Below are 25,402 nucleotides of genomic sequence, written 5' to 3'. Positions count from 1 at the left end.
CTGAGTTTGTAGTGTTGTTACATTGAAGGCTTAAACAATGGACTTCGGGGAAATAAGGAAGGAACGAATCCGATATGGACAGGTAAAAAACGATTAAAACGTTGTATATATCTCAGGCAGTAGGGCCAAAACCAGACATTGGGTTTGATACCTCACTTTTTATACCTGAGATACCACAACACGACTATGACATCACCTCATCGTCTGAGCGATCACTCACACTCGGTTTTTGCCCCGTTGCCGCATAAATTTCTCTTTCACGCATAGCTTTTAGATCTGCTTTGGAACCTGCAGATGAATCACCAGTGCGCCCAGCACTACCTTTAAAGGTATCAGTAGAGCTCGAAATTCGAAGCATCCCGGCTCTGTTTTGCGTCTGCGTTGCCGAAGCAGCAAGCTGTGACTGCTGTACCTGTTGCGTTTGGGCAGCTTTTGATGCTGATTGATTTAAGGGTTTTTTCTGTTCAAACAAACTGTTGTAGCTTGCCACAAAGGTGTTTTGGACCCAATGCGACTGTTGCCTAATTTTTGCCTGTTGTTCCAAGTTTCTCAAGCCGACTTTGTCTGAACCATCTCCCACTGTTTTGGGTGTTGCCACCGGTTGATAATGAATCATAAAAGTTTCCTCTCTAGAATCAGCGAAAAGCTAATAGTTAAATGCATCAAGTAGTAAACTATGGGTTCAGTATTGATTTCCCAAGCGAACACCAGATACTGAAATTATGTGTTTTCAGATTGGTAAAAGTTCCAGAACTCAATGAAATATTAAAGATTAGCGAAGATAAATACTCGTGCAATGCCTAATTAATAGATTATTTTCAAATAGCTTATTTAGATTATTAACCCTAAAAATAATATGAATTTAGTTTTATAAACCAATTACTTATTTATTATCGTTAAAATTGCCGTAACCGTAAAAATACTGGTAAGTGTTGAAAGAAGTATTGCACCTGCAACATCAGGTATGCACTTTTGGTACCGCTGAGAAAAAATATAGGCATTCACTCCAACAGGCATAGCAGCCATTATCACTGCCGTTGTTGCCCATAAAGAACTGATGTTAAAAATGTGAAAACTGAAAATATACACCAATGCTGGTAGCACGAGATTTTTCATTACCACAACAATAATTGGTAACCGATTTTTTAAAGACAATGAAAATTGATGAATGGATGCACCTAGTGCAAAAAGTGTTAAGGGAATCGCTGCACCTGCCATTAGCTCTAGGCTGGAAGCAATCACAGCAGGTAAATCGATTGAAAGAGAGTTAATGACCAAGCCACTGAAAATACTCAAAGTGATTGGATTTTTTACCATTTCAGTGAATATGTTGGCTACTGACGTCAGAATACGCGTCGCTTCAAATTTATCTCTTTCAGCAAAGATAAACCCCATTGAATAGAGTGTGAGAGCGTGAATGGATATCAACATGAGCAAAGGAAGCATGGCCTGATGACCTAATGTCTGGTCGACAACAGGAATACCAACAACAACAGCATTGGAAAAAGTGGAAGAGAATCCACCTATGCTCTGCTCCTCGGGATCCTCACTGAAAAAATATTTCATTAAACACGTCATCACCACGAAGACGCATAAAACAGCAAGATAATAAGATAGTAATAAGCTCCACTCTATATTTTTTGGAATATCCAGTGTGGCCATTTTGAAAAAGAGCATCACAGGAATAGCAAATGAAAAGGTAAATTTTGACAACGACTGTATGTCATTTTTATTAAGCTTTCCTGAGGAAGCAATCATGTAACCAAATAGAGAAACTAAAAAAACAGGTATAATAGATAGAAATATTTGCACTACTTTTGCCTACCAGATCTAAACGTCAAAAATTTCCCAGTTACCAAAAGGCAACGTTAGGAATAACTACAAAACTTTTTACTCCAATCCAATAATGCCATAGCACGAGGAAGTACATTTATATGGACTTAGATCATAGATAGGACACAAAAAGGCTCAGTAACCCTATTAAATTAACCAAATGCTACAGTACTTTTTCTGCTGCAGCATGCCGAAAAGTAAACCATTGGATATTACACTTTATTGCCTCATCTACCGATACACGAATATGAGATTGGATAAAAATATGGCAATAGCAATCTGTAACATTCAGCATTAATAGCCTGTGCGTACTTGAAGAATTATCTTTATCCAGGTTTACTCATGCCTGACAGTATTTGAAAATAATTCGAGTACTTTTTGACTGTCTACTGCAATAGCAACACTCTGATTTGGACGCTGTTGCCAATCATCATAGCTATAGGGTTTAGTCTCTATTTTCTGAATCGTCATTCCCTCGGCACACCCCTCGGTCACCACTCTCACTGGCCCCTCCCTCAATTCAAAAAGCTCTGGGCTAACTAGAAACGTGAGCGCGGTTGGATCGTGAAGAAAGCATGCTCTCTTACCGATGCTCTGCTGATAAAAATCAACATAAAAGCGGGTAACCTGATAAATAAACTCGCCACTGGGACCCGCTGAGTCTCGTATCTTCTCAAGATAGCGGTCAGTACAGAGTACCTCATGAGTCACATCAAGCCCGATGATGGTGACAGGCCACTCCGCACCAAAAACAATATCCGCAGCAAGAGGGTCGTCATGAATATTGGCTTCTGCTACCGGAGACACATTTCCACGGTGGCCATTTTCACCAAATGCGCCTCCCATAATGACAACCTTTTTGACAAGAGGAACGACTTCAGGTGACTTTTCAACCAATAGGGCAAGATTTGTCAAGGGACCAATCGCCACCAAAGTTATTTCATTGGGATCGGCTCTCACCCTATCCGCCATATATTCCCAAGAGGGAGTAGAAATCGGCAAGTGATGTGAATCTGAGGCCTCAACGATACCCAGCCCTCCAATACCATGAACATGATCCGTTGGGCCATTTGGTGTTTTCTTCAGGGGTTTTTCTGCTCCCGAAACGACATCAAAAGTAGAATCAAATTTATTTTTTATAAACAGCGCGTTTCGGGTCGTGTTTTGCAGTGATGCATTTCCAAACACCGTGCTTATCGCAAGTAATTCGATATCAGGGCAGTTCATCGCAAATAAGATTGCCATGGCATCATCAATACCCGGATCCGTATCCAGAATGATTTTTTCCGCCTTTCTTTCCTTAGACATATATTCTCTCCCTCATTCGACACTTGCCACAACTGGGCCGGAAAAGCAGATAACTGACTATCCTATCGGTTAACTGTGATCCAACGCAGCCGCTCTTACATTAGGCTTTAGTTTGCTTAAATTTGTTTACTGTTTTCCATAGTTACACGGCGCTATGTTTAAGCTGCCACACAGGATGCTGAAAACCTTCCAAAAGGATAAATGCTCCGTTGAACGTATTTGGCAACCAATACTATTAAGCAGGTCGATAGAACCCGCATCAGCTTTTCGTGAGTCCATCAATGACAACAAAGAATGTAACCGCACTTTCTGATTCAAAAACGACTAATGCCTCTCTGACTTTTTGCTTGCAACCTATCATAGACATTAAAACGCTCAGAACCCACGCACTCGAACTACTAACGCGAGTGCACTCAAATAGTGGAGAGCATATTCACAGCGAGCCTTTTTTCTCTAACCTAAATGAAGAAAGCCTGAAAACCATCATTAAAGACCAAATAACCGCGCTTAATGAGCAGGCCAAAATATATACATCTACAAGCCTGATAATTTCGATCAACATTCCTCTCAAGTACTTCATTGATTTCAGCTTCATGGGTGAGGTGGTCAATATGGCGAGATTTCCACTCGCTATTGAGGTAACAGATGTTGAATCTTTCAAGGGCGAGCATATTCAGTTCTGGGATTCAACGTCACTACTCAAGCAAAATGGCCATCAAATTTGGTTTGATGACTATCTTCCAACGCCTATCAATGATGAAGTACTTGAATTAATTCGTTGGGATATGGTGAAAATTGATCAGTCATTCTTATATCAGCATATCGATGAACACGATGTCATTGCCGATCTCATCGACAAGGTCAATTTTCACTGCAATGATATTGTGCTTGAGGGTGTAGAAACCAGCTATATGCATTGTGAACTAAAACGCTTTGGTACTTATGTTCAAGGTTTTTACTATGCACATCCAAGGGATATGGACATGAGTTTCACCAACTATGTATTGCGCGGATAAATCACGTTCATCGTTTATCGCAATGGTGCATGACACCGCTGAATTTAAACGATCAAAAGGCCACTTAGGACAATAATTCTCCCGAGTTTCATTCACTCCGCAACTATACACTTAAGTTAGTTGCGTTGGTGGCCTACTCATTTAAAAAACGATGAAACCCGCATCTCTCGTATCTCGATGTATCATCAGAGTCAGTACACAGCACTGCGTTATCAACCGACAATGATATAGGGCTAAAAACGCAGCCAATTGTCTGGACTGTTGCTACGTTCGTAGGAACAATGTTAATTGACCAACTAAATATCGCCCGAAACTTTTGCTTTTCAACACCAAAGAAGTGCGGAATTCTCAAAGGCTATACTATTTCTCGATCGCCAATAATACTTGTCCTCCTTTCCCGGTGTTTACGATCCTCACTTCACCGGACAACAACTTTGTCAGTTCAAAAATTAATAACAGACCAAGGCCGAAACCATCAGTACTGTTTATATTTGAGGTGTCTCTCTTACGAAAGGTTTCGACGATATCCTCTGAAAACCCCGGACCATCATCTGTAATACTGATAATTTCATGACTGGGGTAAGACTTAAAAGTGACCGTCACGACCTCTCCAGCGTAACGAAATGCATTGGACAAAATATTTTGTATTAAGATGCTGATGAGTCGCTTATCAGACGTGATCTGTTGATGACAGTTAATGCAATTAAACGGTTTACCGGGGGCGACAAGGTTATGACAATCGCTAAGAATATCCGCAAGGCTCAGGGTTTCTTTACATACCTCCACCTCATTGTTCAGAATTTTATAGAGATGAAGGCTACTCTCACAAATCATATTGAGCTTACTCACTTGGCCCGCTAAACGAGCAGTAAGAAACTCATTATCTCCTTTGTGTTCAGACAAAATATCTGTAGTCAGCTGAATTGCAGCTAACGGTGTTCTTATGTCGTGAGGCAAGGTACCAAAGATCAATTTTTTTTTGCGTTGTAACCGTAAAATCGATTCCGCCATGTCATGTTGATTCCGAATCAAGGACTTTATAGCGGCGGGGCCCTGTAAACTGACTCTCTTAGACAGATCACCACGAGACAAAGCCCGCGACAACTGTTCGAGGCGTCCTAGGCCATTTGACCATGAGGATAAAAATCCTCCCATAACTATCAAAGTGCACAATAGCTGTAGAAACAGGTCGAAGCTCCAAATCCAAAAAGCAAAAGAGTGAACAACAAAAATATTTGAATCTGGCTGCCCAGTCTGAAGGGCGATAGGTTTACTTCCATCAGAGTAGACGCGGCCACCCAGCGTTCCTTCTACAGAGTGTGCAAATAAAGAAGGATTGTTATTCTCAACACAGACAAAAGATTCCATGCATACGCCTTCTTCCGGGCAAATGAAGCTAAATTGATCCTGCGAGTTAAAAAAACCAAACCTACAATCTTGAGAATCTCGTTGCGTTAAATCTCCAACCCAAAAAGAAAGGAACGCCTCTGAAGCCAATTTGGACATAAAGAAACCAAGAATAACTGACATTATTATTTGTAATGTGAAGGTTCTCATTGTTTCAAAATATCTCTGGTTACATAAAAACCTACACTTCGTTTATTTTTAATCAACTCAATATCGGTTAAATGATTTGCAATTTTCTTTCTCAATGACGAAATTCTCATGTAAATAGATTTATCATCAAGTGAAGGCTCATAACCATGGATCATTGTGAATAAATCATGCACTGACATTGGTCCATCAGAATCTGACAGTATATCGAGTATTTCATATTCAGATGGCAAAAGATCAATAGTATGATTTTTATACAGCAACTGGCTATCTTTAACCGAAAGAATAAAAGAGCATTTACTCTCTTTAGCCGGCGATATCTGTCGTTTTATCCTCTCTTTTAAAACATTAGCCCTAATTGGCTTTCTAATGTAATCATTAGCCCCTAAAACGAGTGAGTTAGTTTCACACAGCTCACTGTCATTCGCCGTCATCATAATAATAGGTATATTAATTGATTTTTTTCGGAGCTGAGTAAGCACTTCAAAGCCAGTCTTCTCGGGGAGTTGTATATCAAGGAGTATCAGTCTTGGTTGTTTTTCAATCACAACCTCCACTGCTCCTTCACCACTATCATGGCGATATACTGAAAAGTTTTCGACTGTACTGAGAAAGTAAATCAGCATATCGCCTAACTCTTTATCATCTTCGATGATAAGTATGTCTATAGAACTCATAAGGAATTAATCATTATTTTAGTTATATTTTAACATGTGAACGATCAGGTTCACATTCATAGCCATAAAGCAACTAAATATATTCGTTATTTAGTAAAAATTTAATTATTTTTATATTCTTTCAATAAAGAAAACAGATTATTAACAAATCAGTTTGTAACCAACAAGACGTATTCTACATCTTTGTCATCATTAACACAGTCAGAGAAGACGGTTTTATGACGTCACAGAAAGATGATGTCAAATTTACAATACATGTTATTTTTTTGATATGGAGCTAAACCGTGTTTGTCCTCCAAGACTTAAGGACGTCAGCCATGTAGCATGTAAACAATAATTACATTTTTTAATGATAACAAGTTAGAAAAACTATACAGTTAATCTGGAGCAATTCTGTGACCATTTCAGTAGGTATAATCGGCTTTGGAACCATTGGCCGAAAGATTTTTCATAACCTTACTAACCATTCTTCATTCTCTGTGAAATGTATATATGATTCACGCCCTGAATCGGATATTGGCGTCACTGAAGGCACTGAGTTAATTCTTACGGTAGATGATATGTTTACTCGACAGGATATCGATATCATCTACATAGGTACGCCACCAGCCAGCCATCTTGAATACTGCCGAAAAGCTATTGAGGCAGGAAAAATAATCTGGTGTGAAAAGCCGCTGGCAACCAATATAAAAGAAGCTGAAGAAGTGGTCGCTCTGGCTGAATCAAAGCAAATTCCCGCGTTCGTGAATTTACCGGGAGCCACAGACTCAACCACAGATACTCTTGAGCTTCTCCTCTCCGACATTTCGCCGCAAAGTGTAAAAGAAATCGACATGCAGATACATTTCAGCCAATGGCCCAGAGAATGGCAAAAAGGCGCAAGTAGCTGGCTGAGTCGCAAAGAAGAAGGCGGTTTTTTTCGTGAGGTGGCCACTCAGTTTTTGTTTTTGCAGCAACGAATCTTCGGCGAAATGCACCTCACCCAGACAGATGTGGTTTACCCAGATGATATTTCTTCAGAAACGGCCGTAACTGCTAAATATGAAAGCTTGGGTGTTCCTGTCAGCATAGAGGCATCCAGCGATGTAGTAAAAGACGATTATTTACAATGGACGTTAGTTTCGTCAAAAAAATCAATCCGTCTCATCAACTGGCGCCAAATTGAAATAAATGATGGCAGTGGATGGAAAGAAGTGCATGTCAGCGGAGAAAACAGCCAACTTGAGCACATCATTAAACTGGTGAACGGCGAGCCAAACAAATTAGCGACGTTGAGAGAGGCATTGGACGTTCAAAAACTGGTTGAAGCTACCTTGAAGGAGACAACCGATGAGCTCCCTCCTTTTTTAAACTCTCTATAGAGGACACACCGGATGTATACGTTGTACTATTTTCCGCGCAATGCCAGTTTTGCTCCACATCTATTACTGCAATCTATTGGTGTACCTTACGAACTCACCTTAGTTGATAGAAAAGTAGACCAACAAAAATCGGCTGATTATCTCAAGGTAAACCCTACTGGACGTATACCTGCCCTTAAAGACAACGATATTGTCATTTACGAGAGCGCGGCCATTTGTTTATATCTGGCTGAAAAGCATCCAGAGGCTGCACTAATACCATCGAGTGATTCGCCAGATCGAGGCCAGTTTTATCAATGGCTCTGCTATTTAACAGCAACATTCCAACCAGAGCTCATGATCTACTTTTATCCTGAGCGGCATCTGGCAAATAAAGAAGACAAGTCTGAGTTAACGAAAAGTATCAAAGATGGCCAGCAACGTCGGCTGTCTGATATTTTGACGTTTTTAGATACCCAGCTTGAAGGTAAGACATACCTGTGTGGTAATAAAATCTCCGCCTGTGACTATTTTCTTTTCATGCTTCTACACTGGGCATCAGGGTTAGACACACCTCCGATTGCCTACCCAAATTTAAAGCGGTTTATTTCGTTGTTAGCCAATGATCCAGCAGTCATCGCTGTCTGCGAAAAAGAAGGGACACCGATCAGCCATTATCAGGAATAGAAAGGTCTTTCTGCGTCAAGAAATACCCTGAACGGGCATACTCAGAGGCTAAGACTGACGTATTTTCAATGAAGTCGATCACCGCCTGATAAGGAATGCCTTGTTTAAGCTGATCGACAATTTCTTTATCGCTGAGCTTTTTTATATTTGCCACTACCGAGCTTAATGACTCATTGTCGTTTTGTCGGAAAATATCAATCACAAACTCTGGTCCCAGTCGATAAGCAGCCAGCATGCAATACGTCAGCCCCGCCCCCTCTGTTACTCCAGCAAAATACTGATTTTTCAGTATTGCTAAGTAATTGGCACCGTAAAAAATATTGGTTCCCGGAGAGATAAGTATCTCTTGTGAAGGCGTGAGTGCCCGCCGAAATACTCTCTGAGATACCGCAATACCAGCACTGGAGGCTGATACTTGCATCAGACCAAATGATGATGAGGCATACCGGGCGTCGGCATCAAACCGCGACGACACCCTCGCGATAGCGATTAAAAGAGTAAGATCTGTCTCAGTCAGACTGGCCTGAAGGCGAAAATTATCCAGGTATAGCTGCAGCTTTTTTTGCCAATAAGATATAGGAAGCGGCAATGTCAGCCTGATAACAAGAGGATAAACAGAATCTGAAGAGGATGCGAGTTGCTGCAAGAGCTTGGCACGCCGTTTTGCATAAAAACGTTGAATTTTCTGCTTTTCTTTTGTCTTATCTGACTCGCTGAGAATCAAATCTCTCTCAACATCACTGAGCATCCTTTCAGTTTGTAACACTAATTCGTCTTCAAGAATTGTGCGAACAGACTCTTTAGGTCTCGGCGGAACATGCGCTTGTTTGGCACGCGTGATAACAGTCAGAAGATCATAACGTTGAAGAAAGCCGGATATTTCTTGATCACGTATGTTCTTCAACCAAGGACGTTCAAGAGAAGGGATATCCTCTTTATTAATAATATCAATGCTGACAGTTTGAGTCGCAGGATTAATGATAAGGCGAGACAGCAGATCTGAACTATAAATAACCTGCTGAGCGGCAGTAGTTTGTAACGGAAGTTGCCAAAGCTTCAAAAGCGCATCACGCCTGAGATCGAAAGCATTCAAATAGCTTTGTTGTTGCTGCTGACGCTCAATATATTCCTCATCGACGAACTCCAAGAACTCGCCAGATTCCCCTTCAGATGCCCTTTCAGCCTGACGACCTATCGTGTCATCGACACCGAAGTCTGAAGTTACGTTGCTCAGAAAATGTGTTGACTCTAACTCTGTGGAATAACATGTAAAAGACAGACAAAATAGGTAAACACAGACAAGCCTTCGCACCCCACTCTCCTTGTTCATTAACGCCCTAATGATGGACTTTTTAAATAAAGCAACCTACTGATGAGAGTCAAAAAGGGTACATACAACGCGCCGATTCACACAATATTGTCTTGGCCGAACTGACTTCCTCAGTACTGTCTTCTTTTCGCATTAATCCAAAGATAGATAATCATCAGAAAAGTGGGGATTCAGACTGACAATTATGGGGCCTGGGTACGGCTTTGCTGCAAAGCATTTAGTTGAGTACGGGCTGACTCTATGATGTGCCGTTTTTCACTCAGCTTCTTGATAAAATGTATTTTATCAGTATTGTTAGCCAGCGATTCCGCTATTTTGTATGCGGCGTCGGTTGCATCAAGGTCACCAACAACAGCAAAGCAGACAGCCGCATTATAAGACAGTGAAAAATCTTGTTTTAGTTCATTGTAAAGTTCAATGAAAACATGACAGGCGCTGACACTTTGTCCACGAAGCGCGAGCTGAAAAGCACGCAAAAACTGTGTGTTATAAGGCTCGGTCAACGTCGATGGAAATTGAATCAAAGAAGCTGACAACCTTGCCTGATGCGGAAGCATATCTTCTTTTAGCCGCGATAAAATCGCCAAAAACGCGGCATCACGACTTTTGGAAATACTCTGGTCACTGTCGTTTTCGCAACGATCAAACTCAGTCCTTTCGCTATAAGACCTTGAGAAAATATCTTCGCTGTTTTTCACCTTGGTAATACTGACATCTAACACTGCGATCGTGGAGGTTTTCTCACAACGAACATGAAAGCTATCTATCCCCGCGCAGCTATCACGAGTTGAACTATTACATGCCTTTTGCTGCACTTGGTAATCATGTGTCTGTGAATCAGTATAATAATGAAGATTTAGGTAGTGCTGCGGTAAGGGAGCAGAATACTTCCCTTCCGGAACATCAGTAGCCTGAACAAAGATGGGCCCCCCTGACACTGAAGTGTCAGTGAGTTCTTCTTTCAATCGCTTATCGTCAAGTTCAGATAAATGACTACTTCGAATGCCAACTCGGGTTAGCTCGTTGGTAATAGCAAGTTTTGGCGGCGCAAGATAGCCAATTGAAACAGGAGCAGTCAAAGGGCCCTGAGAATCAACGGACTCACAACCCAGAGACATCCAGCCAGCCAACAGACAGGTTGCAACAGTGATCCACTTTTCCCGACCCTTCGGCATTCTGATGCCCCCCACTGATGATCCTTAGTCTTTGAGTGTTGTACGATGATCTAATGTTGAAGACACCCGAATGATCAGAATGAGGTGGTTAAATGAGTGGATAGATACAGCGCTTGGTGTTTCAGGGGAAATACAACCAGACGCTGAGGCGTGTGCCATGTCTATCGGTACTCCACGGTCGTCGTTCGGGCCTTGGTGAAAGATCATATGATTGATTTGGCTGATAAACACGCATTGTTTGCAAGAATACGTTGTAGTTTATGTGCTAAACCACTTTGACAATTGAATTCTTAATCATGTTCAAACCGCCTTCCCTAATCTCATAAAGGTTATCAAGCTGATTTAGAATTTGCCTGTCGTGGCTGACAATCAAGACAATGGCTTGGCTGAGTTCTGTTTTAAGAAATACGATCATCTGAGCGATATCGACAACAGACATATTGATAAAGGCTTCATCAAGAACTACTAATTCTTTCGTTTTATTCAGCGTCATCATTAATAGCAGCTTACGTTTTTGACCTGTCGACATGGGAATGGTGGAAATATCACGCACAAACACAAACTCATAATCAATCACGGCATCCGGAAAAATGTTTGTGCAAACCTTCGCAATAAGGCCCGTGTCACGTATCCCTCTGACATAGAAATTAGAGTAAAGCGAGCCCTTTAGAAAATCAGAGGACGGGTCAAGATAAGCTACACGCTTACCAAATACCGTGGGGTCGATATCGCGTAGATTGTAAAAATCGTTGAAGACGACGCTACCACTGTAATTATGATGGTTGCGCAGAATTGTCTGCATTAATGTCGACTTGCCCGAGCCCACATTGCCGTAGAAACCATAAATATTGCCTTTCGTAAATCGGGTACTGATCTCCTGAACCAGCGTTTTTTCATCATTCATGATGGAAACATTATTTAGGGTGATCCGGCTAATCTTATCGAGCTGTAAACCTTTGGAAAATAACTTGTCATCAAAGGTCTCAAAAACATCTTTCAGCGCCGTATGCATATGGTAGGTCGACACCATGATAAAAAATGACTTAGTCACCAAACTCACCACCGACGAAGCCACCCGCCCATTCAAGATAAGACAGGCAATCAGCACATTAAAGATCTCAGGGTTCGCCTTAGATGAAAAGAAAATCACAGTGAACAAAACGGTACTGGCGAGGAAGGTCGTCACCCTGACCAATTCGTCCCAGTTAAAATTAAAACTGGTGATACCATGATCAGAATGGTAAGACTTCTTGCACGATTGCTCGAAACTGTCCAGCGTCGCTGCATTATCGAAAAAACGGAGATGGGTGTTATTGCGATAGTATGAGATACGTTCAGTTAACAGGTCTTGTTGCGCAGCTTCTAACTCAATGTATACGGTGTAATTTCGGTATCTCATGTAGGTCGCACCCAACATGACGCCAAAATAAAACAGAACCAGCCCGAATGCGTAAAAACCAATAAAGGCAAACAGTATGCCCACTACAAGACAAATACTGACAAAGTCGACAATGACGCCAGAAATGTTTTCCCAGATCGTTTTGCGGTTCGATTCTATGGTCCGAACCTTCATCAGTGCACTGCCGGTGGGAAGATACGGCACAATACTTAGCATGTACCGCTCAATCTTTAATGCGTTTTCATCAATTCGGTTAAGGTGCCGGTGTTTGATAAAGCGCTTCAGACCGTAGTCGACACCCCACAAGAGTAAGAAGGCCATGGTGACATAAAACAACGTGGTTACCATGTCATTGAAAATCAATCGAGTATTGAATAGGTTAGAGTAAAACGCGGGGATAATGACAAAGGGTACGGTAGCCAGGAGGAAGAAGTTGATTTTGGGATAAAGAGAGTAAATCACTTCGACAAATCCTTTGCCGGTCATCTTCTTTGGATAATCCTGTATAAACACGATCTCTTTAGCGACTAGAGTTTCAGGATCAATTTTCCCTACTCCTTCACTGATATACGTATTTCCCGTCCGGTAAACGTACATGGAGTCGTAGCCCAACGTCACAAACGACTCAGGCAAGTCCTCAGCGTTGGTTACCATTTTTCTATGTAAGTGATAATCGAACAAGGGGTCAGAAAAGTTGTCGTTGATCTCATTGAGGAAGGCATCAACGTTCTCGCCATCCAAGCGTGAGAACAAGTTCCAATCAAACTTGGCGTGTGTGCTTCTGATGAGTTGTTCTATGTTCGATTTCATCATATGCCTTACTTTTCCCCAACCACTGGCTTTACATATTGGCCAATAAAGCCCGTGTCATTCAAGCCAGTGCAATTTTGTATGTATTTGTTCCAGCCATGCCGTGCAAAAGTCGTCTTCGGTCAGAATGGCCGAGTTAATTTCTTATGTACTCAATGATGAATTCGTCGGGCGATTTTGGCTTACCAAAATAATACCCCTGGAACATCGAACAACCCTCTCGCTTCAGAAGATCCATTTGTTCTTTGGTTTCGATACCCTCAGCCGATACGCTAAGTTTCATTTCGTCAGCAATAACCATGATAGAGCGGATAATGGATGTCACACCGGTCAGGTCTTGCGTCATGCCGTCGGTAATAGTCCGGCTCACTTTCACCCTGTCGATATCCATATTCCTGAGGTTACCCAGTGAAGTGAATCCAGTACCAAAGTTATCCAAGTACACGCTGACACCGAGACGATGCAATTGCATAATTTTATCGTTGGATGCTTCAGGGTCATCCATAATGGTTTGTTCCGTGATTTCAAAAGCGAGAAGCTTAGGTGGCAGCTTGGCTTTTTCAAGTTCAGACGACAGCTCTGCCATAAACAAGGGGAACAGCAGTCTCTCGCTGCTACAGTTTATCGACAGTTGCCAGTTATCCTGCCATTTGCCATCAAAGTACCATCTGGACAATTGACGAATAGCATTCACCATCACCCAGCGGTCGATATCGTTCATCAAATTCGCTTCTTTCGCCGCATCTAACAAATCGCGAGTGAGCACAGGCCCTCGCACTGGATCTTCCCAGCGAATGAAGGTTTCTGCGCCAATGACTTCACCACCGCTTTCATATACGGGCTGAAACATCAGGGTAAAGACATTCTGACGGAGCGCATCTTTCAACGCTTCCTCTATTGGAACAGCGACAGCCAGTCTGATATCGCCCAGTATCTCTGCGACCTTACTCAATTCGCGAAGGTTACGGTTAATCACTTCACTCATTTGGTTGGTGGTTTTTTCTATCACTGCTGCCGTCATGGTTTGACTTTCATTCACAGCTTCATTCATGTTGCTGACGGCGGAACTCACGTTATCCATCGTTGTAGCTACCTGAGAAAAATCGTCTGACAGTTGGTCAGCATTTTTCTTCAAGGATGTTTGAAGCCCCTCCACCCCTGTCGCCTGCTCCTGACGAAGCTGCTTAATTTGCTCAGACATGAGTTCAATGAGCTGGTTGTTGCGATACATGATCTTATTAAGTTGATCGACCACGGTAGAGCCCGAGCTTTTCTGCATCAGCAAAAATAAATCAGACCAGACTTTCTCTTTATTGGCGATCATCTCTAGTGAATCTCGCAATGCGTCCTTGATCACCACAATGCTCTCGTTAGAGTCTTTGTCGGCAATCAACTCCGTGCCGGAGCCATCGACTTGTCCCTCTTTTTCTGGGCCGTGAGTCAGGAAATACGAGCTGAAGAAATTGGTGCAAAACAAAATTGCCACTGAAGCACTAACGCCGAGAATAGAGGTCAAAAATGCCAGCGACATAGCGTCCATCGCCTCACTGATCGCACCCAACAAAGAGGACATTTTGGTGGAGAAGTCCCCTTCCACACCCATACCCGATGCGATGCCTTCAATCATTAATGCCAGCCCGACAAACGTACCTATCAGACCAAAGGAAACACACAGAGAAGAACACAGGTTCACCTGACCTTTATAGTAATCAAGTGAAAAACGTTTGTTGTCTGTCAGGTGGTAGAGCATGACCGCGATAAAAAGGATCAGCGGATAGGCAAATGCCAGCATGATCAGCACTGTGATTTCGGGTGACAGCTCGAGAGACTGCAACACAAATGCGCGTGTCGTTTCTACCGTGTATATGCCAACGGCAATACCCACGTAGAAGAGTATTCCTAAAAAGTGCATCAATTTATCTCCCAGCTAAGTGTCGACAGCAGCTTGTCGGACTTCTCTATCTTGGTTTTCACATCAATGTCATTAGGCAAATTCATAAAGCCAATAAACCGTAAAATATTCACCACACTCTTTTTTTCTGAATCTGAACTGGCAATGGTTATGGTCACCCTACTCGCCGTTAAAAGTTGCGACCGAATCTGATGAACAAGCGAATCATCAAGCTTAAAATTAACCAGATAAGTCAGAGTATTGTTATCAAGATCTGTACTGATCAATTCCCGATAAATAATAGGATTAGGAGTCGGTTCCGTCTCAGCGATTGGTTTATCGCTCACTACGATCAACTTGGCTTCTTCAGTGACTGTCATGGCTGTTTGGACAAGAAAAAAAATTGAAACCAACACCATAACGATAAGCGCAGACGCAAGCGCATCAACAAAGGGAGCTAGGCTGTCATCATCCATCCGCGCCATCCTCGACAACTGTTTCTGTTGTCGGCACCGTAACCTCTTCTTCGACTGCTGGAGTTGAGATGCGTTTGCCTAGATTGATATCGATGAAGCAGGTGTTGATCACCCCGAGTTCCTCATAAACAGTGATTGAATCAATAGGCATCGCACCTGCGAAATATTGATTCAGGGTGACGTAATTGAAGGTTGGAATGACTGTCATCTCACGCTCACTGGTATTGAAACCGTAATTACAACCCGTCTGATAAGAACCCACTTTTTCGGTCAGCCCAAGGTTGTCCACGGCAATAATAACTTCCCGCAAAAGCGCCTCATCGACGTAATAGCCTTTCATCACATAGCGATATTTGGTTTCGTCGACCTTTATAAGTCCATGGGTGGGAAATATTGACTCTATGTATCCAATCAATGCGCTAATGGTCACCAGAATGATGATGGCCAGTGATGCTGAAAGCGCAGAGACAAATCCAATCATGGCTTACCACACATCAAATTTAATATCGCTGGGCAACACACTCAGGATGAAGCCAAAAACACTGACCTCGTTATCAACAACGAATACCTGAACATCCATCCCAAGATTTAAAGACAAACTGACAAACTCATCATCGGGCTCGATCGTGACGCGGTAATAACGTTTACCTGAAGACTGTTGTTCCTCATACGCCAAAGAGTCTGAGCTAAGCTCTGAGATTCTCCCCGTGAAAACTTTGTTGAATCCGGGCGAGTTAATTTTGAGTTTTACGTCTCGGCCAACATTGAGGAAGTGTCGATACTTGGTATCGAACTTAGCCAACACCTCCTGTGAGGAACCTTCCTTTTTCAACACAAACAGCGAGCTGCCCTCCTGAACAAAGGTGCCAACAGACAGCCCCTCTGTCATCTCAAGCACAGTGCCGTCGATAGGAGAACGAATGAGAGACTTCTGTTTCTTCTCAGTGAGCAGCCTAAATTCGTTCTCTTTCTGAATAATGTCCATCTGAAGAGTGTCGAGCTTTTCATCGATGGTCAGTAAACGCTCGGACCGACGCATCTGAAAAACCATGAGCTTGTCACTCAACTTTTTCTGGTTTTCAAGATTACTGATGTCGAAACTGACAATTTCACTGTTGAGATCCGACAGCTCTGTTTGCAAATCATAAAATCGCAATGTAGAGCCGTTTGCTTTTCGATGAATGGCTTTTTTCGTCGCAAGGATTTGGCGTTTGTTTAGTAACTCTTCAGCCTTTTTCTGGTGCTCAACAGCCATATCAAGCAGGTATTTTTTTTCCTGGAGGTAATCTTCATAGAAACTCAGAATGTACAAACCACCTGCACCATAAGAGGTCTCATCGCCATTACAGCCTTTTTTTAACTGTTCAATTTTCGATTCGCTAAACCTGTCACTTAACAAAAAGCAACGCTCATCCTCGAGCTCCTGAAAAATTCGCTTATCGGTATTGAGTTCCTGAGCAATTTGCTCAAGTTTGTACTCATCAGCCATGTTGCGATAACGGAGGAGGGGTTCTCCAGCGTCAATTTTATTTCCTTGTGAAGCAACAATATTGACGATGTAGCTGCTCTCAGGCGCTTTTACGTTAACATTACTTTCTTTAATGCCCGTCAAACCTGTTCCGGGTGCAACGACTTCAATCTTTTTGACAAACAGTATGTACAAAAAGCCTGAGACAATAAGCAGTAAGAAAAGGTACTTAAACTCTTTTCTTTTCGTTAACATTAAAAAGCCCTCTCAGATTTCATTTCTAAAATCCTGTAAATAATATCAAACTGTTCAAGTTCGATATTCATTAATGAAATATAAGATTGGTTTAATGAAATAAGGCTATCTACAATATCTATGCTTTTTACTTTATCTATCGCAATTTCTTTTTTCTGTTTAATGATGAGATCTTTACTTAAACGGATTTGTTTATTTATAGAACTGCGTTTCTTAACCAAGGTCTCGTAGCGATAAACCAATGCTTCAGACTCAGCAGACATCTCTTCAATTCGTTTAAATAGTTTCTCTCTTTCCGCTTCAAAAAGATGTAACGATGAGCGTTTATCACGTTCCAGTGCTTGGTCAAATACATCAAGCTCAAATTTTAGTGACAAGAAAGAATTACCCGTATCACCCGATTTAACACCCGATGTTGGACTACCGGCGAGCAAAGATACGGCATTCTCATTCGTCAGCATGATTTTAAATCTTTCTCGTCCCGCTTCACTAGATAGCTTTGTAGCTTCAAGCGATTTAATATTACTTAATACCCCAAAGTTTTTCTCTACCAACACCTCTTCTGACAACACAGTAGGCTGACGCTCCAGTAAAGGTAAAATATTTTTGTATTCGAGCCCAATCTTGTTGTAAGCGCGCTTGGTATTACCGTCTACCATAAAGCCCGTTTCACTCTTCAAGTCTCGAAAATAGTTATCTATTTTTGACGTGATACCGAATACTGTTTGGCTGAAACGAGATTTCTTCAATCTGGCGTCGACTTCGTCTGATTGAGTACCTATGCCCTCTTTAGACGCCTTCAGCTGCTGGCGGTAATGAATGTCAATTTCTCTGCCAATCTCACCAGCCTGCCTCTCATAAAGGCGTGTCCGCTCTATCTTGGTGAGGAAATTTAATACAACAAAATACACTTCAATTTCTTTACTCATTAAAGTAAAATCTGAAGATAAAACATTATTTCCTGCAGCATCTTGGCGATTTTTTGTCTGGCTGCCGTATACTTTCGAATTTAGTGTGAGTTTAATGTCTGCTGTTGTTTTTGGGTCTTTTTTTGGTTCACCATAATTTTCTTTTATTTCACCTGTGATCAACACCTTTGGATAATAATAGTTATTTTCTTTTCTTGATAATTCAGAGTTTGACAGTAGCTCTTTTTGAATAGCACGGTAACCTCTGGAAGAATAAAGTGCTTGTTCAAACACATCATTAAAAGATACGCTATATCGTATTGTTCTATTTACATTTGGTGATAACTCAAATGCATGACATATTGAAAAGCTCTGTACAGCGGTCAGAAGTAATATGCAAAGTGAATTATGAGCTTTCATAATCAGCCGTCTTATGTCCGGTTAACAAATCAGACGAAACCTATCCCTAAAAGAATACCGCAGATTCCGACACCGAATACTTCATCCTGAAAGCGTGTCATGCATCCTTGCTGAGAAATTTTATTTTTTTATTATCCTCACACCCTTAATTATAAGGTTGTTTTTAATGAGTTATAAAATTAATTTACATACTTTATACCGACTATTATCCGATATCATGAATGCTATTGTTGGTATTTCCAGCAATGTCTTCGATTGAAATGGTCACTTGGTCACCTTGCGAATAGTTGGGGTCGTTAATTTCCCAGCTTCCATCTTCTTTAATCGTCGTTGAACCGAGTTCTTGACCATCTTTCAGTAGTTTTACGGTTGCACCGATGTCGTTACCCGTATAGCCGCTTCCTCCGAGGCTGCTATCTCCCTCGTTTAAGTCGTCAGAATCGAGCAGTATTGGCGGTGGCGTTGTATCCACCTCAAACGTTCCTGTTTTCTCTGTCGTGATATCCTGCAACACTCCATCAACATCTTTCTTATAACTTATTGACAGCGAGTAGGTATGGTTACTTTCGGTAAGTGGGTCATCGACTTTAATGCTAAAGCTGCCGGTCAGGCTATCTGCTACATCACTATCGACAAATTCGCCGTTAACGCTAAGACTGACTGTCGCACCCGGTTCCACCTCACCCTCGAATGTGGGTGTTTCGCTATTGGTGATAAAATCGGCCGGATTAGGATCTTGGCTTCCTTGAATCGATACATCATCGTCATCGTTAATTGTTGCTGCCTTGTTCGCCTGAATCAAAGTACCACCATGGTCAACCGATGCACTCAAGCTGATACTTTCATTAGATTCAAGTGTTGTATCTTGTTTAGTATAAAGTTTGAATGTGGCTTCCTCTGCCTTGTCAGGGATGATCCATTCGATATTGCTTATATCACTGACGGAAACTTCGCTTTTCTGTGGTTGACCATTGAGCAAGTAAGTGACCTCAAGTTTTTCAACATCATCACTATCAAAACCATTGATACCAGTGAATTGAAGATTGAGGCGATGATCGCCGACATTCTGGCCGTCAAATTCTACTTTCCAGCTTAATGCATTGGCGCTGCCTTCAGCCACCGTATCGTTTTCAACAGAGATGTTTTGTACATTTAGGTCAGAGTAAGTAATTTTATTGGTATAGATGGTAATTTTAGAATTTCCCGCTAAGTCAATATGTTTTACCTGTATATTGCCGCTTGAATAGCTACCTTGATTAGGTAAAGTGAACTGATTACTGCTCGCTCCGTCTAACCATGTGTTACCACCATCTATTGAATACTCCCAACTACCCCCTGCCTCCACACCAGACACAGTTATTATCCCATCACGAGTATTGTAATCACCACTGCTACCATCTTTTGATTTGACATCAACAGATACTTCAGTAACTGATTTATCGATAGTTATGGCTGGGAGTTTGGTGTCATTTTTATTGCCCGCTTCATCCGTCTGACGAAGCTGTATCTGGTCAGCGGCATAGACGCCCTCGGGCACATCAAAACTTGTACCTTGTCCAGCTTGCCATGTCGCACCGGAGTCGAGCGAGTATTGCCAAGAGGCTCCCTGCTCTAAGTTATCAATCTCGATCTGAGAATTGGATGTCACCTTATCCGATGCGCTGGAGCCAGTGTCCTCTTTTAGCGAAAATGTCAGTCTCTCAACCGAAGTATCTATTGTGATCGCCGCGAGTTTAGTATCAACAACGTTTCCAGCTTTATCGGTATGACGAATCTGAATCTCGTTGGCTCCATACTCGCCCTCGGGCACATTAAACGATGTATTTTGTCCTGTTATCCATGTCACACCAGAATCGAGGGAGTACTCCCACGTTGCATCCGCTTCTAAATTAGCGATGTCGATTGTTGGATTGGAGGTCACATTATCGTTTGTATCGTCACCTGTATCTTCTCGGAGGGAATACGTCAGATTCTCAACTGTTTTGTCTATGGTGATCTCGGGGAGAAGAGTATCTGCAACGTTCCCTGTTTTATCAGTATGGCGAAGCTGTATCTGGTTTGTTGCATACACGCCCTCTGGCAACGTGAACGATGTACCTTGCCCGGTTATCCATGTCTCACCAGCGTCTAGCGAGTATTGCCAAGAAGCTCCCTGCTCTAGGTTGGAAATGTCGATCGTAGAATTGGATGTCACCTTATCCGATGCGCTGGAGCCAGTGTCATCTCTGAGCGAAAATGTCAGTCTCTCAACCGTGGTATCTATTGTGATCGCCGCGAGTTTAGTATCAACAACGTTTCCAGCTTTATCAATATGACGAATCTGAACCTCGTTGGCTCCGTACTCACCCTCGGGCACATTAAATGATGTATTTTGTCCTGTTACCCATGTCACACCAGAATCTAGGGAGTACTCCCACGTTGCACCCGCTTCTAAATTAGCGATGTCAATTGTTGGATTAGAGGTCACATTGTCACTTGAGTCTTCACCCGTATCTTCTCGGAGGGAATACGTCAGATTTGCAACCGTGTTGTCAATGGTGATCTCGGGTAGAAGTGTATCTTCACTGTTTCCGGCCCTGTCAGTGTGACGAAGCTGTATCTGGTCAGCGACATAAACGCCCTCGGCTAAATCAAACGTTGTACCTTGTCCCGTTTGCCATGTCGCACCAGAGTCGAGCGAGTATTGCCAGGAGGCACCAGCCTCCAGATTGGACACTTCAATGGTGGGGTTAGATGTCACTTTGTCGTTTGTATTTGAGCCAGTGTCTGCTTCAAGCTCATAATTCAATTGCTCGACCGTTTTATCTATTGTGATCGCAGGAAGTTTAGAGACGGCATTGTTTCCTGCCTTATCCGTATGACGAAGCTGCACCTGATCAGTGATATAGGTACCGTCAGGTACGTTGAAAAATGTACCTTGCCCTTTTGTCCATGTCACACCAGCGTCTAAGGAATATTCCCAAAAGGCACCTGACTCCAGATTGGAAATCTCAACTTTAGGGTTAGACGTGACGTAATCATTGTCATCAGAGCCAGTATCCGCATCGAGGGCATAGTTTAGCTCCGCTGGTGGTGTGGTATCTAATATGAAGTTAAGTTCGGCGACGTCCTCATTGCCGAACGGGTCGGTTAGAGTGACAGTGATTGTATTGTTGCCCTCACCCAGCGGATCAGTAATTGTGTACGACCAGTCTCCCACTGAATTCACAGCTACATTTTGCGTCACCTCACCACCGTCAGCATTTAAATAGGTCAGGACGATACTGGAATCCGGGTCGCCCCTTCCTCCAATAGCGGGTTGTTCAACATTAGTAATATTTTCGACTTTTAACGATTGCGTGCCAGTATCGCTTAGCAAATCTACGGTGACCTCAGCCCTCAAATCGACAGAGAAATTGAAATTGTAGGATTCACTGTTACCAGCCTCGTCTGCTGCAACCAGGCGGTACTGATAATCTCCATGTGTAAGAGCATCGAAGAGCCAATCAGCAGTCCATTCGGTTTTGCCCTCGTTTAGACTAACGCTTATTTCCCTCTCGGTGCCATTGTCATTAAAATACATTTGGACGCTAGCGACCTTAATTTGATCGGATAATGTTCCTCTAAAAGAGGGAGTGACATCATTTGTTGTATTTTCAATTAATACCTTATCTGCTGACGGCTCAATGGATGAAGTGATGTCAGGGGCCTTCGTGTCTATTATCAGTGTTTGTTGATCAATAACGCTGGTATTGCCAAACACATCCATCGCCACGACTTGGTAGGTGTGGGTTTTATTTTCAGCCAACGGAGTAGTGACAGTGACCTCCCATTGTTCACCATTAACAGTCGCTGGATATTCCTTACCATCTATGTAAAGCGTAACTCGGCAACCTGCTTCTACCGTGCCTGAGAACGAAGGTTGACGCTCGCTCGTTATTTCATCAGTTTGGCTGATCCCCGTATCATCTTCTTCTAAAATACCTGAGTTATTAAAATTCTCAGGAAGTGTTGTTTCGAGCTCAAACGTTACTGGTTCCGCATTTTTAGTGTTACCCGCCCTATCTTCAGCATGTACATTTACTTCATAGGGCCCATCAATGTTTAGTGCATCCTCTTCTGGTAACGTAAAACTCCACTCTCCTGTTTCATCATTTACGATAATATTCGTATGCGTTTTACCATTAATCGTTAATGATATTTTTCCGTCTTTATCAGTTATACCGGTGAAAGTCGGCGTAGTGTCGTTTGTCCTTTCATCATCATCTTCAAATCCAGCATCAGATGATGCTGCCAATCGGAACTCATTAGCCACAGATTTATCAAGCGTAATGGTTTCAACAAAGTCTCTCTTATTATCATGTTCATCATAAAAAGTAATATTGAAGGTTATTTCACCATCATCAAATTCTGATATATCAAAATATTTATCACCAAAGAGTGACACTTTACCTTCGACTTCATTTTTGTTCTTACCTGTCGAGTCTGTGACAACAATCTTTACCCTGTTGACACGCTCGTCCAAATTTTCGAAGTCATATTCAACCTTGTTACTCTCAACTTTGTTAACCAACAGATCTTCTTGGTCGACCTTCAAACAAAATTCACCCGTGAAGTCTGCCTGAATATTTTTATTTATTGTCGAGTTGTCGTTAATGATAGTGTTTCCTGCTTTATCTTCTGCGGTGACCTCAATCTTAATATCTCCATCATCAAGCGAGCTGACATCACCTTTTATCACCCAGAAGCCATCTTCATTTTTAATTGCCTGACCTAATACCGACTCTTTATTAACATCAATAAACCTCACGGTTATACCGTCGTCCTTGATGTCGTTATCAACACCGACCAATGAAAACGCCAAATCTTTTTGTTCGTCACCACTCACATTCTCAAGGCTTTCAGGTATCTCAACACGCAACACCTGACCTCGATCAGCTTTGATATCCCTCTCGATAGACGCAGTTGTTGTTTCAGACTGATTGCCTGCACTGTCAACAATGTAACTTCTTACTGTCAACACCTCATTATCTGCAGGTGATTGCGGAGAAACCTCGTAATATCCGTTAGAAATGTCACCTTCTGTCAATGTGTATTGTTTCTCTAACTCTGATTTACTGTCGTAGACATACAAAAGATTACCCGCCTCTGCGTCGTTGGGCAGAGAAATTCTGACGACGGTTGAGACTGCGTTATATTCTTCATCTTGAAGGTAGCCATCCTCACTTATATCCGCCTCAAATGAGACAGATATCGGTTTCTGGGCGACTTTATCGAGGGTGAATTCATCAGTGGTCGTGACAGTGGTATTACCCGCATTGTCGGTTACGATAGCCTCTAAAATAATCTGACCATCGTCAAGAGAGGAAATATCAATGTTGTCTGCAACCCACGTATCATCATCTGTTTGGGTGATATTAATGGTGAACTTATTTTCAGGGCTATCTTTGTGATAAAAATATGCTTCGATAGTCTTGGTATCATTATCTATACCTATCAACTTTATCGGTAAGTCAGTGGATTCAGTTTTATTAACCAGTTTGTCAGGTGAATTTATGCCGATCTCAAAGTCACTATCGACGTCGGCTGTTTTATCAATAGTAATAGTTTTAGGTTTAGCAGAAGCCGTGTTTCCCTCGGTATCAGTAACTGTAACACTAATCTCAATGTCACCATCGAAGTCTTTGAATATATTCTTATCTACATTCCAAGCTGGCTTATTAAGTTCAAAATCCTCAAATGTGCTGTCAGAAACTCTGGTGAGTCTGACTACTACGGTTTCGATATCCGTGTCCGTACCGAAAATTGAAAAGCTCTTTGTGTCTATTTCATCAATATTATAGAGACCATCTGGATTGTCGAGAATAATAGCGAGCTTTCTATCATCACCATCTGCGGAAGTATCTATTTCAATAATTTGAGGAGGAGCATTGACCGTATTTCCTGCGTTATCTGTTACGAATGCATCAATTTTTACTTCACCATGATCGAGGCCAGCTTGAGCAAAAATGTTTTTAGCGACGGTAAATGGAGAAGGAAGGACAATAGGATCTGATGTCACACCATCCTGAGTGAATATAATGGTGATATTTTTAATGTCGGAATCAAATCCACTCAACGTAAAACTATTTTCTGTGTATTCATCTGCATTATATTTTTTATCTTCAATGTCTAGAACGATTTCAAAGTCATCACCTTCAGTATCTGCAGATAAATCAATCTCAATTTTCACCTCTGCCGCTTGAGCGGTGTTACCCGCTGCATCGTAAATGGTAGCATTAACTGCAACTTCTCCCGCACCAAAGCCTCGCAAAACGTCATCAGGGAAAGTGAAGTCAGGAGCAGTTAAAGTTCTTGTCACAAGTGGCTCGTTCTCATGCTTAAAGGTCACAACAATTTTCTGTTTATCATCATCATCGCCGCTAAAGCTGAACAAATTATTCTCAGAAAGATCAGCTGTGCCAAATGGCGCACCCATTACACTGGGCACCAATTCAAAATCACTGTCTTTATCCGCTGTTCTATCAATAGTTACCTGTATTTCCTTTGCGTTCTTAGTATTTCCGGCGACGTCGGTCACCGTTGCCGCAATCGATATCTGCCCTTCGGTCATCCCTGCGGTAACAAAAATATCACTAGGAATACTGAGATCAGACGCTGGACGTTCTAATGTGTAGTCTGGCCTTCCTTCCATGCTGAGTACAATGGTGACTTTATCGAGATCAGCTGTATCGATCCCTGAAGGGAGAAACTGTTATTTTCATATTCATCATTGTTATAAATGCCGTCCGATAGAGCAGGAACGATTGCAAAGTCATTTCCTACATCGGCGGTGGTGTCCAACTCCAGCGTCAGGGGGAGCCCTGACGGCACCAG

General features: G+C 42.1%; 19 protein-coding genes. 3 read left to right on the top strand and 16 right to left on the bottom strand.

The annotated features are described in order from the left end of the window. Positions 1-184 precede the first annotated feature (184 nt). The 3 genes from A8L45_RS08485 to A8L45_RS08475 form a co-directional block, all read right to left on the bottom strand. Positions 185-616: a hypothetical protein gene (locus tag A8L45_RS08485; RefSeq protein ID WP_068901206.1), complete on the bottom strand. Its 432-nt coding sequence runs from the start codon at positions 614-616 to the stop codon at positions 185-187. A 263-nt stretch (positions 617-879) separates the two neighbouring features. Beyond that, the gene (locus tag A8L45_RS08480) at positions 880-1,812 is read right to left on the bottom strand and encodes an AEC family transporter (protein ID WP_068901205.1); all 933 of its coding nucleotides are present in this window, start codon (positions 1,810-1,812) and stop codon (positions 880-882) included. A gap of 357 nt (positions 1,813-2,169) precedes the next feature. Beyond that, on the bottom strand, positions 2,170-3,141 hold the full coding sequence (locus tag A8L45_RS08475; RefSeq protein WP_068901203.1) for a nucleoside hydrolase: 972 nt from the start codon (positions 3,139-3,141) through the stop codon (positions 2,170-2,172). Between the two features lie 281 nt (positions 3,142-3,422). Here A8L45_RS08475 and A8L45_RS08470 point away from each other — a divergent pair, with 281 nt between their 5' ends. Continuing rightward, entirely contained in the window at positions 3,423-4,157 is a 735-nt protein-coding gene (locus tag A8L45_RS08470; RefSeq protein WP_068901202.1) for an EAL domain-containing protein, read from the top strand. A 360-nt stretch (positions 4,158-4,517) separates the two neighbouring features. On the opposite strand, the gene A8L45_RS08465 is transcribed toward A8L45_RS08470, so the two are convergent. Both A8L45_RS08465 and A8L45_RS08460 read right to left on the bottom strand, forming a co-directional pair. Beyond that, on the bottom strand, positions 4,518-5,525 hold the full coding sequence (locus A8L45_RS08465; RefSeq protein ID WP_068901200.1) for a sensor histidine kinase: 1,008 nt from the start codon (positions 5,523-5,525) through the stop codon (positions 4,518-4,520). 185 nt (positions 5,526-5,710) lie between these two features. Next, positions 5,711-6,388 carry a response regulator transcription factor gene (locus A8L45_RS08460; protein WP_068901198.1) on the bottom strand — a complete coding sequence of 226 codons (678 nt, stop codon included), beginning with the start codon at positions 6,386-6,388 and terminating at the stop codon, positions 5,711-5,713. Positions 6,389-6,783: 395 nt separating this feature from the next. On the opposite strand from A8L45_RS08460, the gene A8L45_RS08455 reads away from it, so the two are divergent. Both A8L45_RS08455 and A8L45_RS08450 read left to right on the top strand, forming a co-directional pair. Beyond that, entirely contained in the window at positions 6,784-7,749 is a 966-nt protein-coding gene (locus A8L45_RS08455) for a Gfo/Idh/MocA family protein (RefSeq protein ID WP_068901196.1), read from the top strand. Positions 7,750-7,761: 12 nt separating this feature from the next. Further along, positions 7,762-8,415, top strand: a complete 654-nt coding sequence (locus A8L45_RS08450) for a glutathione S-transferase family protein (RefSeq protein ID WP_068901194.1) — start codon at positions 7,762-7,764, stop codon at positions 8,413-8,415. Here A8L45_RS08450 and A8L45_RS08445 read toward each other — a convergent pair. From A8L45_RS08445 to A8L45_RS24525, 11 genes are all read right to left on the bottom strand, one after another. Further along, complete coding sequence (locus A8L45_RS08445; RefSeq protein WP_068901192.1) at positions 8,396-9,727, bottom strand: transglycosylase SLT domain-containing protein; 1,332 nt, start codon at positions 9,725-9,727, stop codon at positions 8,396-8,398. The two genes, A8L45_RS08450 and A8L45_RS08445, sit on opposite strands and share 20 nt — an antisense overlap. A 200-nt stretch (positions 9,728-9,927) precedes the next feature. Next, positions 9,928-10,920: a hypothetical protein gene (locus tag A8L45_RS08440; protein ID WP_175401948.1), complete on the bottom strand. Its 993-nt coding sequence runs from the start codon at positions 10,918-10,920 to the stop codon at positions 9,928-9,930. Between the two features lie 24 nt (positions 10,921-10,944). Continuing rightward, positions 10,945-11,127: a hypothetical protein gene (locus A8L45_RS24530; RefSeq protein WP_175401947.1), complete on the bottom strand. Its 183-nt coding sequence runs from the start codon at positions 11,125-11,127 to the stop codon at positions 10,945-10,947. Between the two features lie 58 nt (positions 11,128-11,185). Then, the gene (locus A8L45_RS08435) at positions 11,186-13,132 is read right to left on the bottom strand and encodes an ATP-binding cassette domain-containing protein (protein WP_083228258.1); all 1,947 of its coding nucleotides are present in this window, start codon (positions 13,130-13,132) and stop codon (positions 11,186-11,188) included. A 133-nt stretch (positions 13,133-13,265) separates the two neighbouring features. Further along, positions 13,266-15,041, bottom strand: a complete 1,776-nt coding sequence (locus A8L45_RS08430; RefSeq protein ID WP_068901186.1) for an EAL domain-containing protein — start codon at positions 15,039-15,041, stop codon at positions 13,266-13,268. Further along, a complete protein-coding gene (locus A8L45_RS08425) occupies positions 15,041-15,496 on the bottom strand; it encodes a hypothetical protein (protein ID WP_068901185.1) in 456 nt (151 codons plus the stop codon). The genes A8L45_RS08430 and A8L45_RS08425 overlap by 1 nt, the downstream gene beginning before the upstream one ends. Further along, positions 15,489-15,977, bottom strand: coding sequence for a hypothetical protein (locus A8L45_RS08420; RefSeq protein WP_068901183.1), 489 nt, complete (start codon positions 15,975-15,977; stop codon positions 15,489-15,491). The genes A8L45_RS08425 and A8L45_RS08420 overlap by 8 nt, the downstream gene beginning before the upstream one ends. 3 nt (positions 15,978-15,980) lie before the next feature. After that, positions 15,981-17,219, bottom strand: coding sequence for an HlyD family secretion protein (locus A8L45_RS08415; protein ID WP_068901182.1), 1,239 nt, complete (start codon positions 17,217-17,219; stop codon positions 15,981-15,983). Next, entirely contained in the window at positions 17,219-18,421 is a 1,203-nt protein-coding gene (locus A8L45_RS08410) for a hypothetical protein (RefSeq protein WP_217492140.1), read from the bottom strand. Before A8L45_RS08410 ends, A8L45_RS08415 begins: the two co-directional genes overlap by 1 nt. A 331-nt stretch (positions 18,422-18,752) precedes the next feature. Further along, complete coding sequence (locus A8L45_RS08405) at positions 18,753-25,220, bottom strand: Ig-like domain-containing protein (RefSeq protein ID WP_068901178.1); 6,468 nt, start codon at positions 25,218-25,220, stop codon at positions 18,753-18,755. Next, on the bottom strand, positions 25,193-25,402 hold a 210-nt coding region (locus A8L45_RS24525; protein WP_175401946.1), incomplete at its 5' end, for a hypothetical protein. The genes A8L45_RS08405 and A8L45_RS24525, both read right to left, overlap by 28 nt.

Origin of the sequence: Veronia pacifica, from assembly GCF_001707825.1 — a bacterium.
Classification (GTDB): domain Bacteria; phylum Pseudomonadota; class Gammaproteobacteria; order Enterobacterales; family Vibrionaceae; genus Veronia; species Veronia pacifica.
The sequence above is the reverse complement of the archived record's forward strand: the minus strand, read 5'-3'. Positions and strand labels throughout refer to the sequence as shown.

Coding starts and splice junctions, on each gene's coding strand:
- A8L45_RS08420 (WP_068901183.1), bottom strand. CDS start 15,977: ATGATTGGATTTGTCTCTGCGCTTTCAGCATCACTGGCCATCATCATT.
- A8L45_RS08465 (WP_068901200.1), bottom strand. CDS start 5,525: ATGGAATCTTTTGTCTGTGTTGAGAATAACAATCCTTCTTTATTTGCA.
- A8L45_RS24530 (WP_175401947.1), bottom strand. CDS start 11,127: ATGATCTTTCACCAAGGCCCGAACGACGACCGTGGAGTACCGATAGAC.
- A8L45_RS08405 (WP_068901178.1), bottom strand. CDS start 25,220: ATGGAAGGAAGGCCAGACTACACATTAGAACGTCCAGCGTCTGATCTC.
- A8L45_RS08425 (WP_068901185.1), bottom strand. CDS start 15,496: ATGGATGATGACAGCCTAGCTCCCTTTGTTGATGCGCTTGCGTCTGCG.
- A8L45_RS08485 (WP_068901206.1), bottom strand. CDS start 616: ATGATTCATTATCAACCGGTGGCAACACCCAAAACAGTGGGAGATGGT.
- A8L45_RS08450 (WP_068901194.1), top strand. CDS start 7,762: ATGTATACGTTGTACTATTTTCCGCGCAATGCCAGTTTTGCTCCACAT.
- A8L45_RS08470 (WP_068901202.1), top strand. CDS start 3,423: ATGACAACAAAGAATGTAACCGCACTTTCTGATTCAAAAACGACTAAT.
- A8L45_RS08440 (WP_175401948.1), bottom strand. CDS start 10,920: ATGCCGAAGGGTCGGGAAAAGTGGATCACTGTTGCAACCTGTCTGTTG.
- A8L45_RS08475 (WP_068901203.1), bottom strand. CDS start 3,141: ATGTCTAAGGAAAGAAAGGCGGAAAAAATCATTCTGGATACGGATCCG.
- A8L45_RS08430 (WP_068901186.1), bottom strand. CDS start 15,041: ATGCACTTTTTAGGAATACTCTTCTACGTGGGTATTGCCGTTGGCATA.
- A8L45_RS08460 (WP_068901198.1), bottom strand. CDS start 6,388: ATGAGTTCTATAGACATACTTATCATCGAAGATGATAAAGAGTTAGGC.
- A8L45_RS08435 (WP_083228258.1), bottom strand. CDS start 13,132: ATGATGAAATCGAACATAGAACAACTCATCAGAAGCACACACGCCAAG.
- A8L45_RS08415 (WP_068901182.1), bottom strand. CDS start 17,219: ATGTTAACGAAAAGAAAAGAGTTTAAGTACCTTTTCTTACTGCTTATT.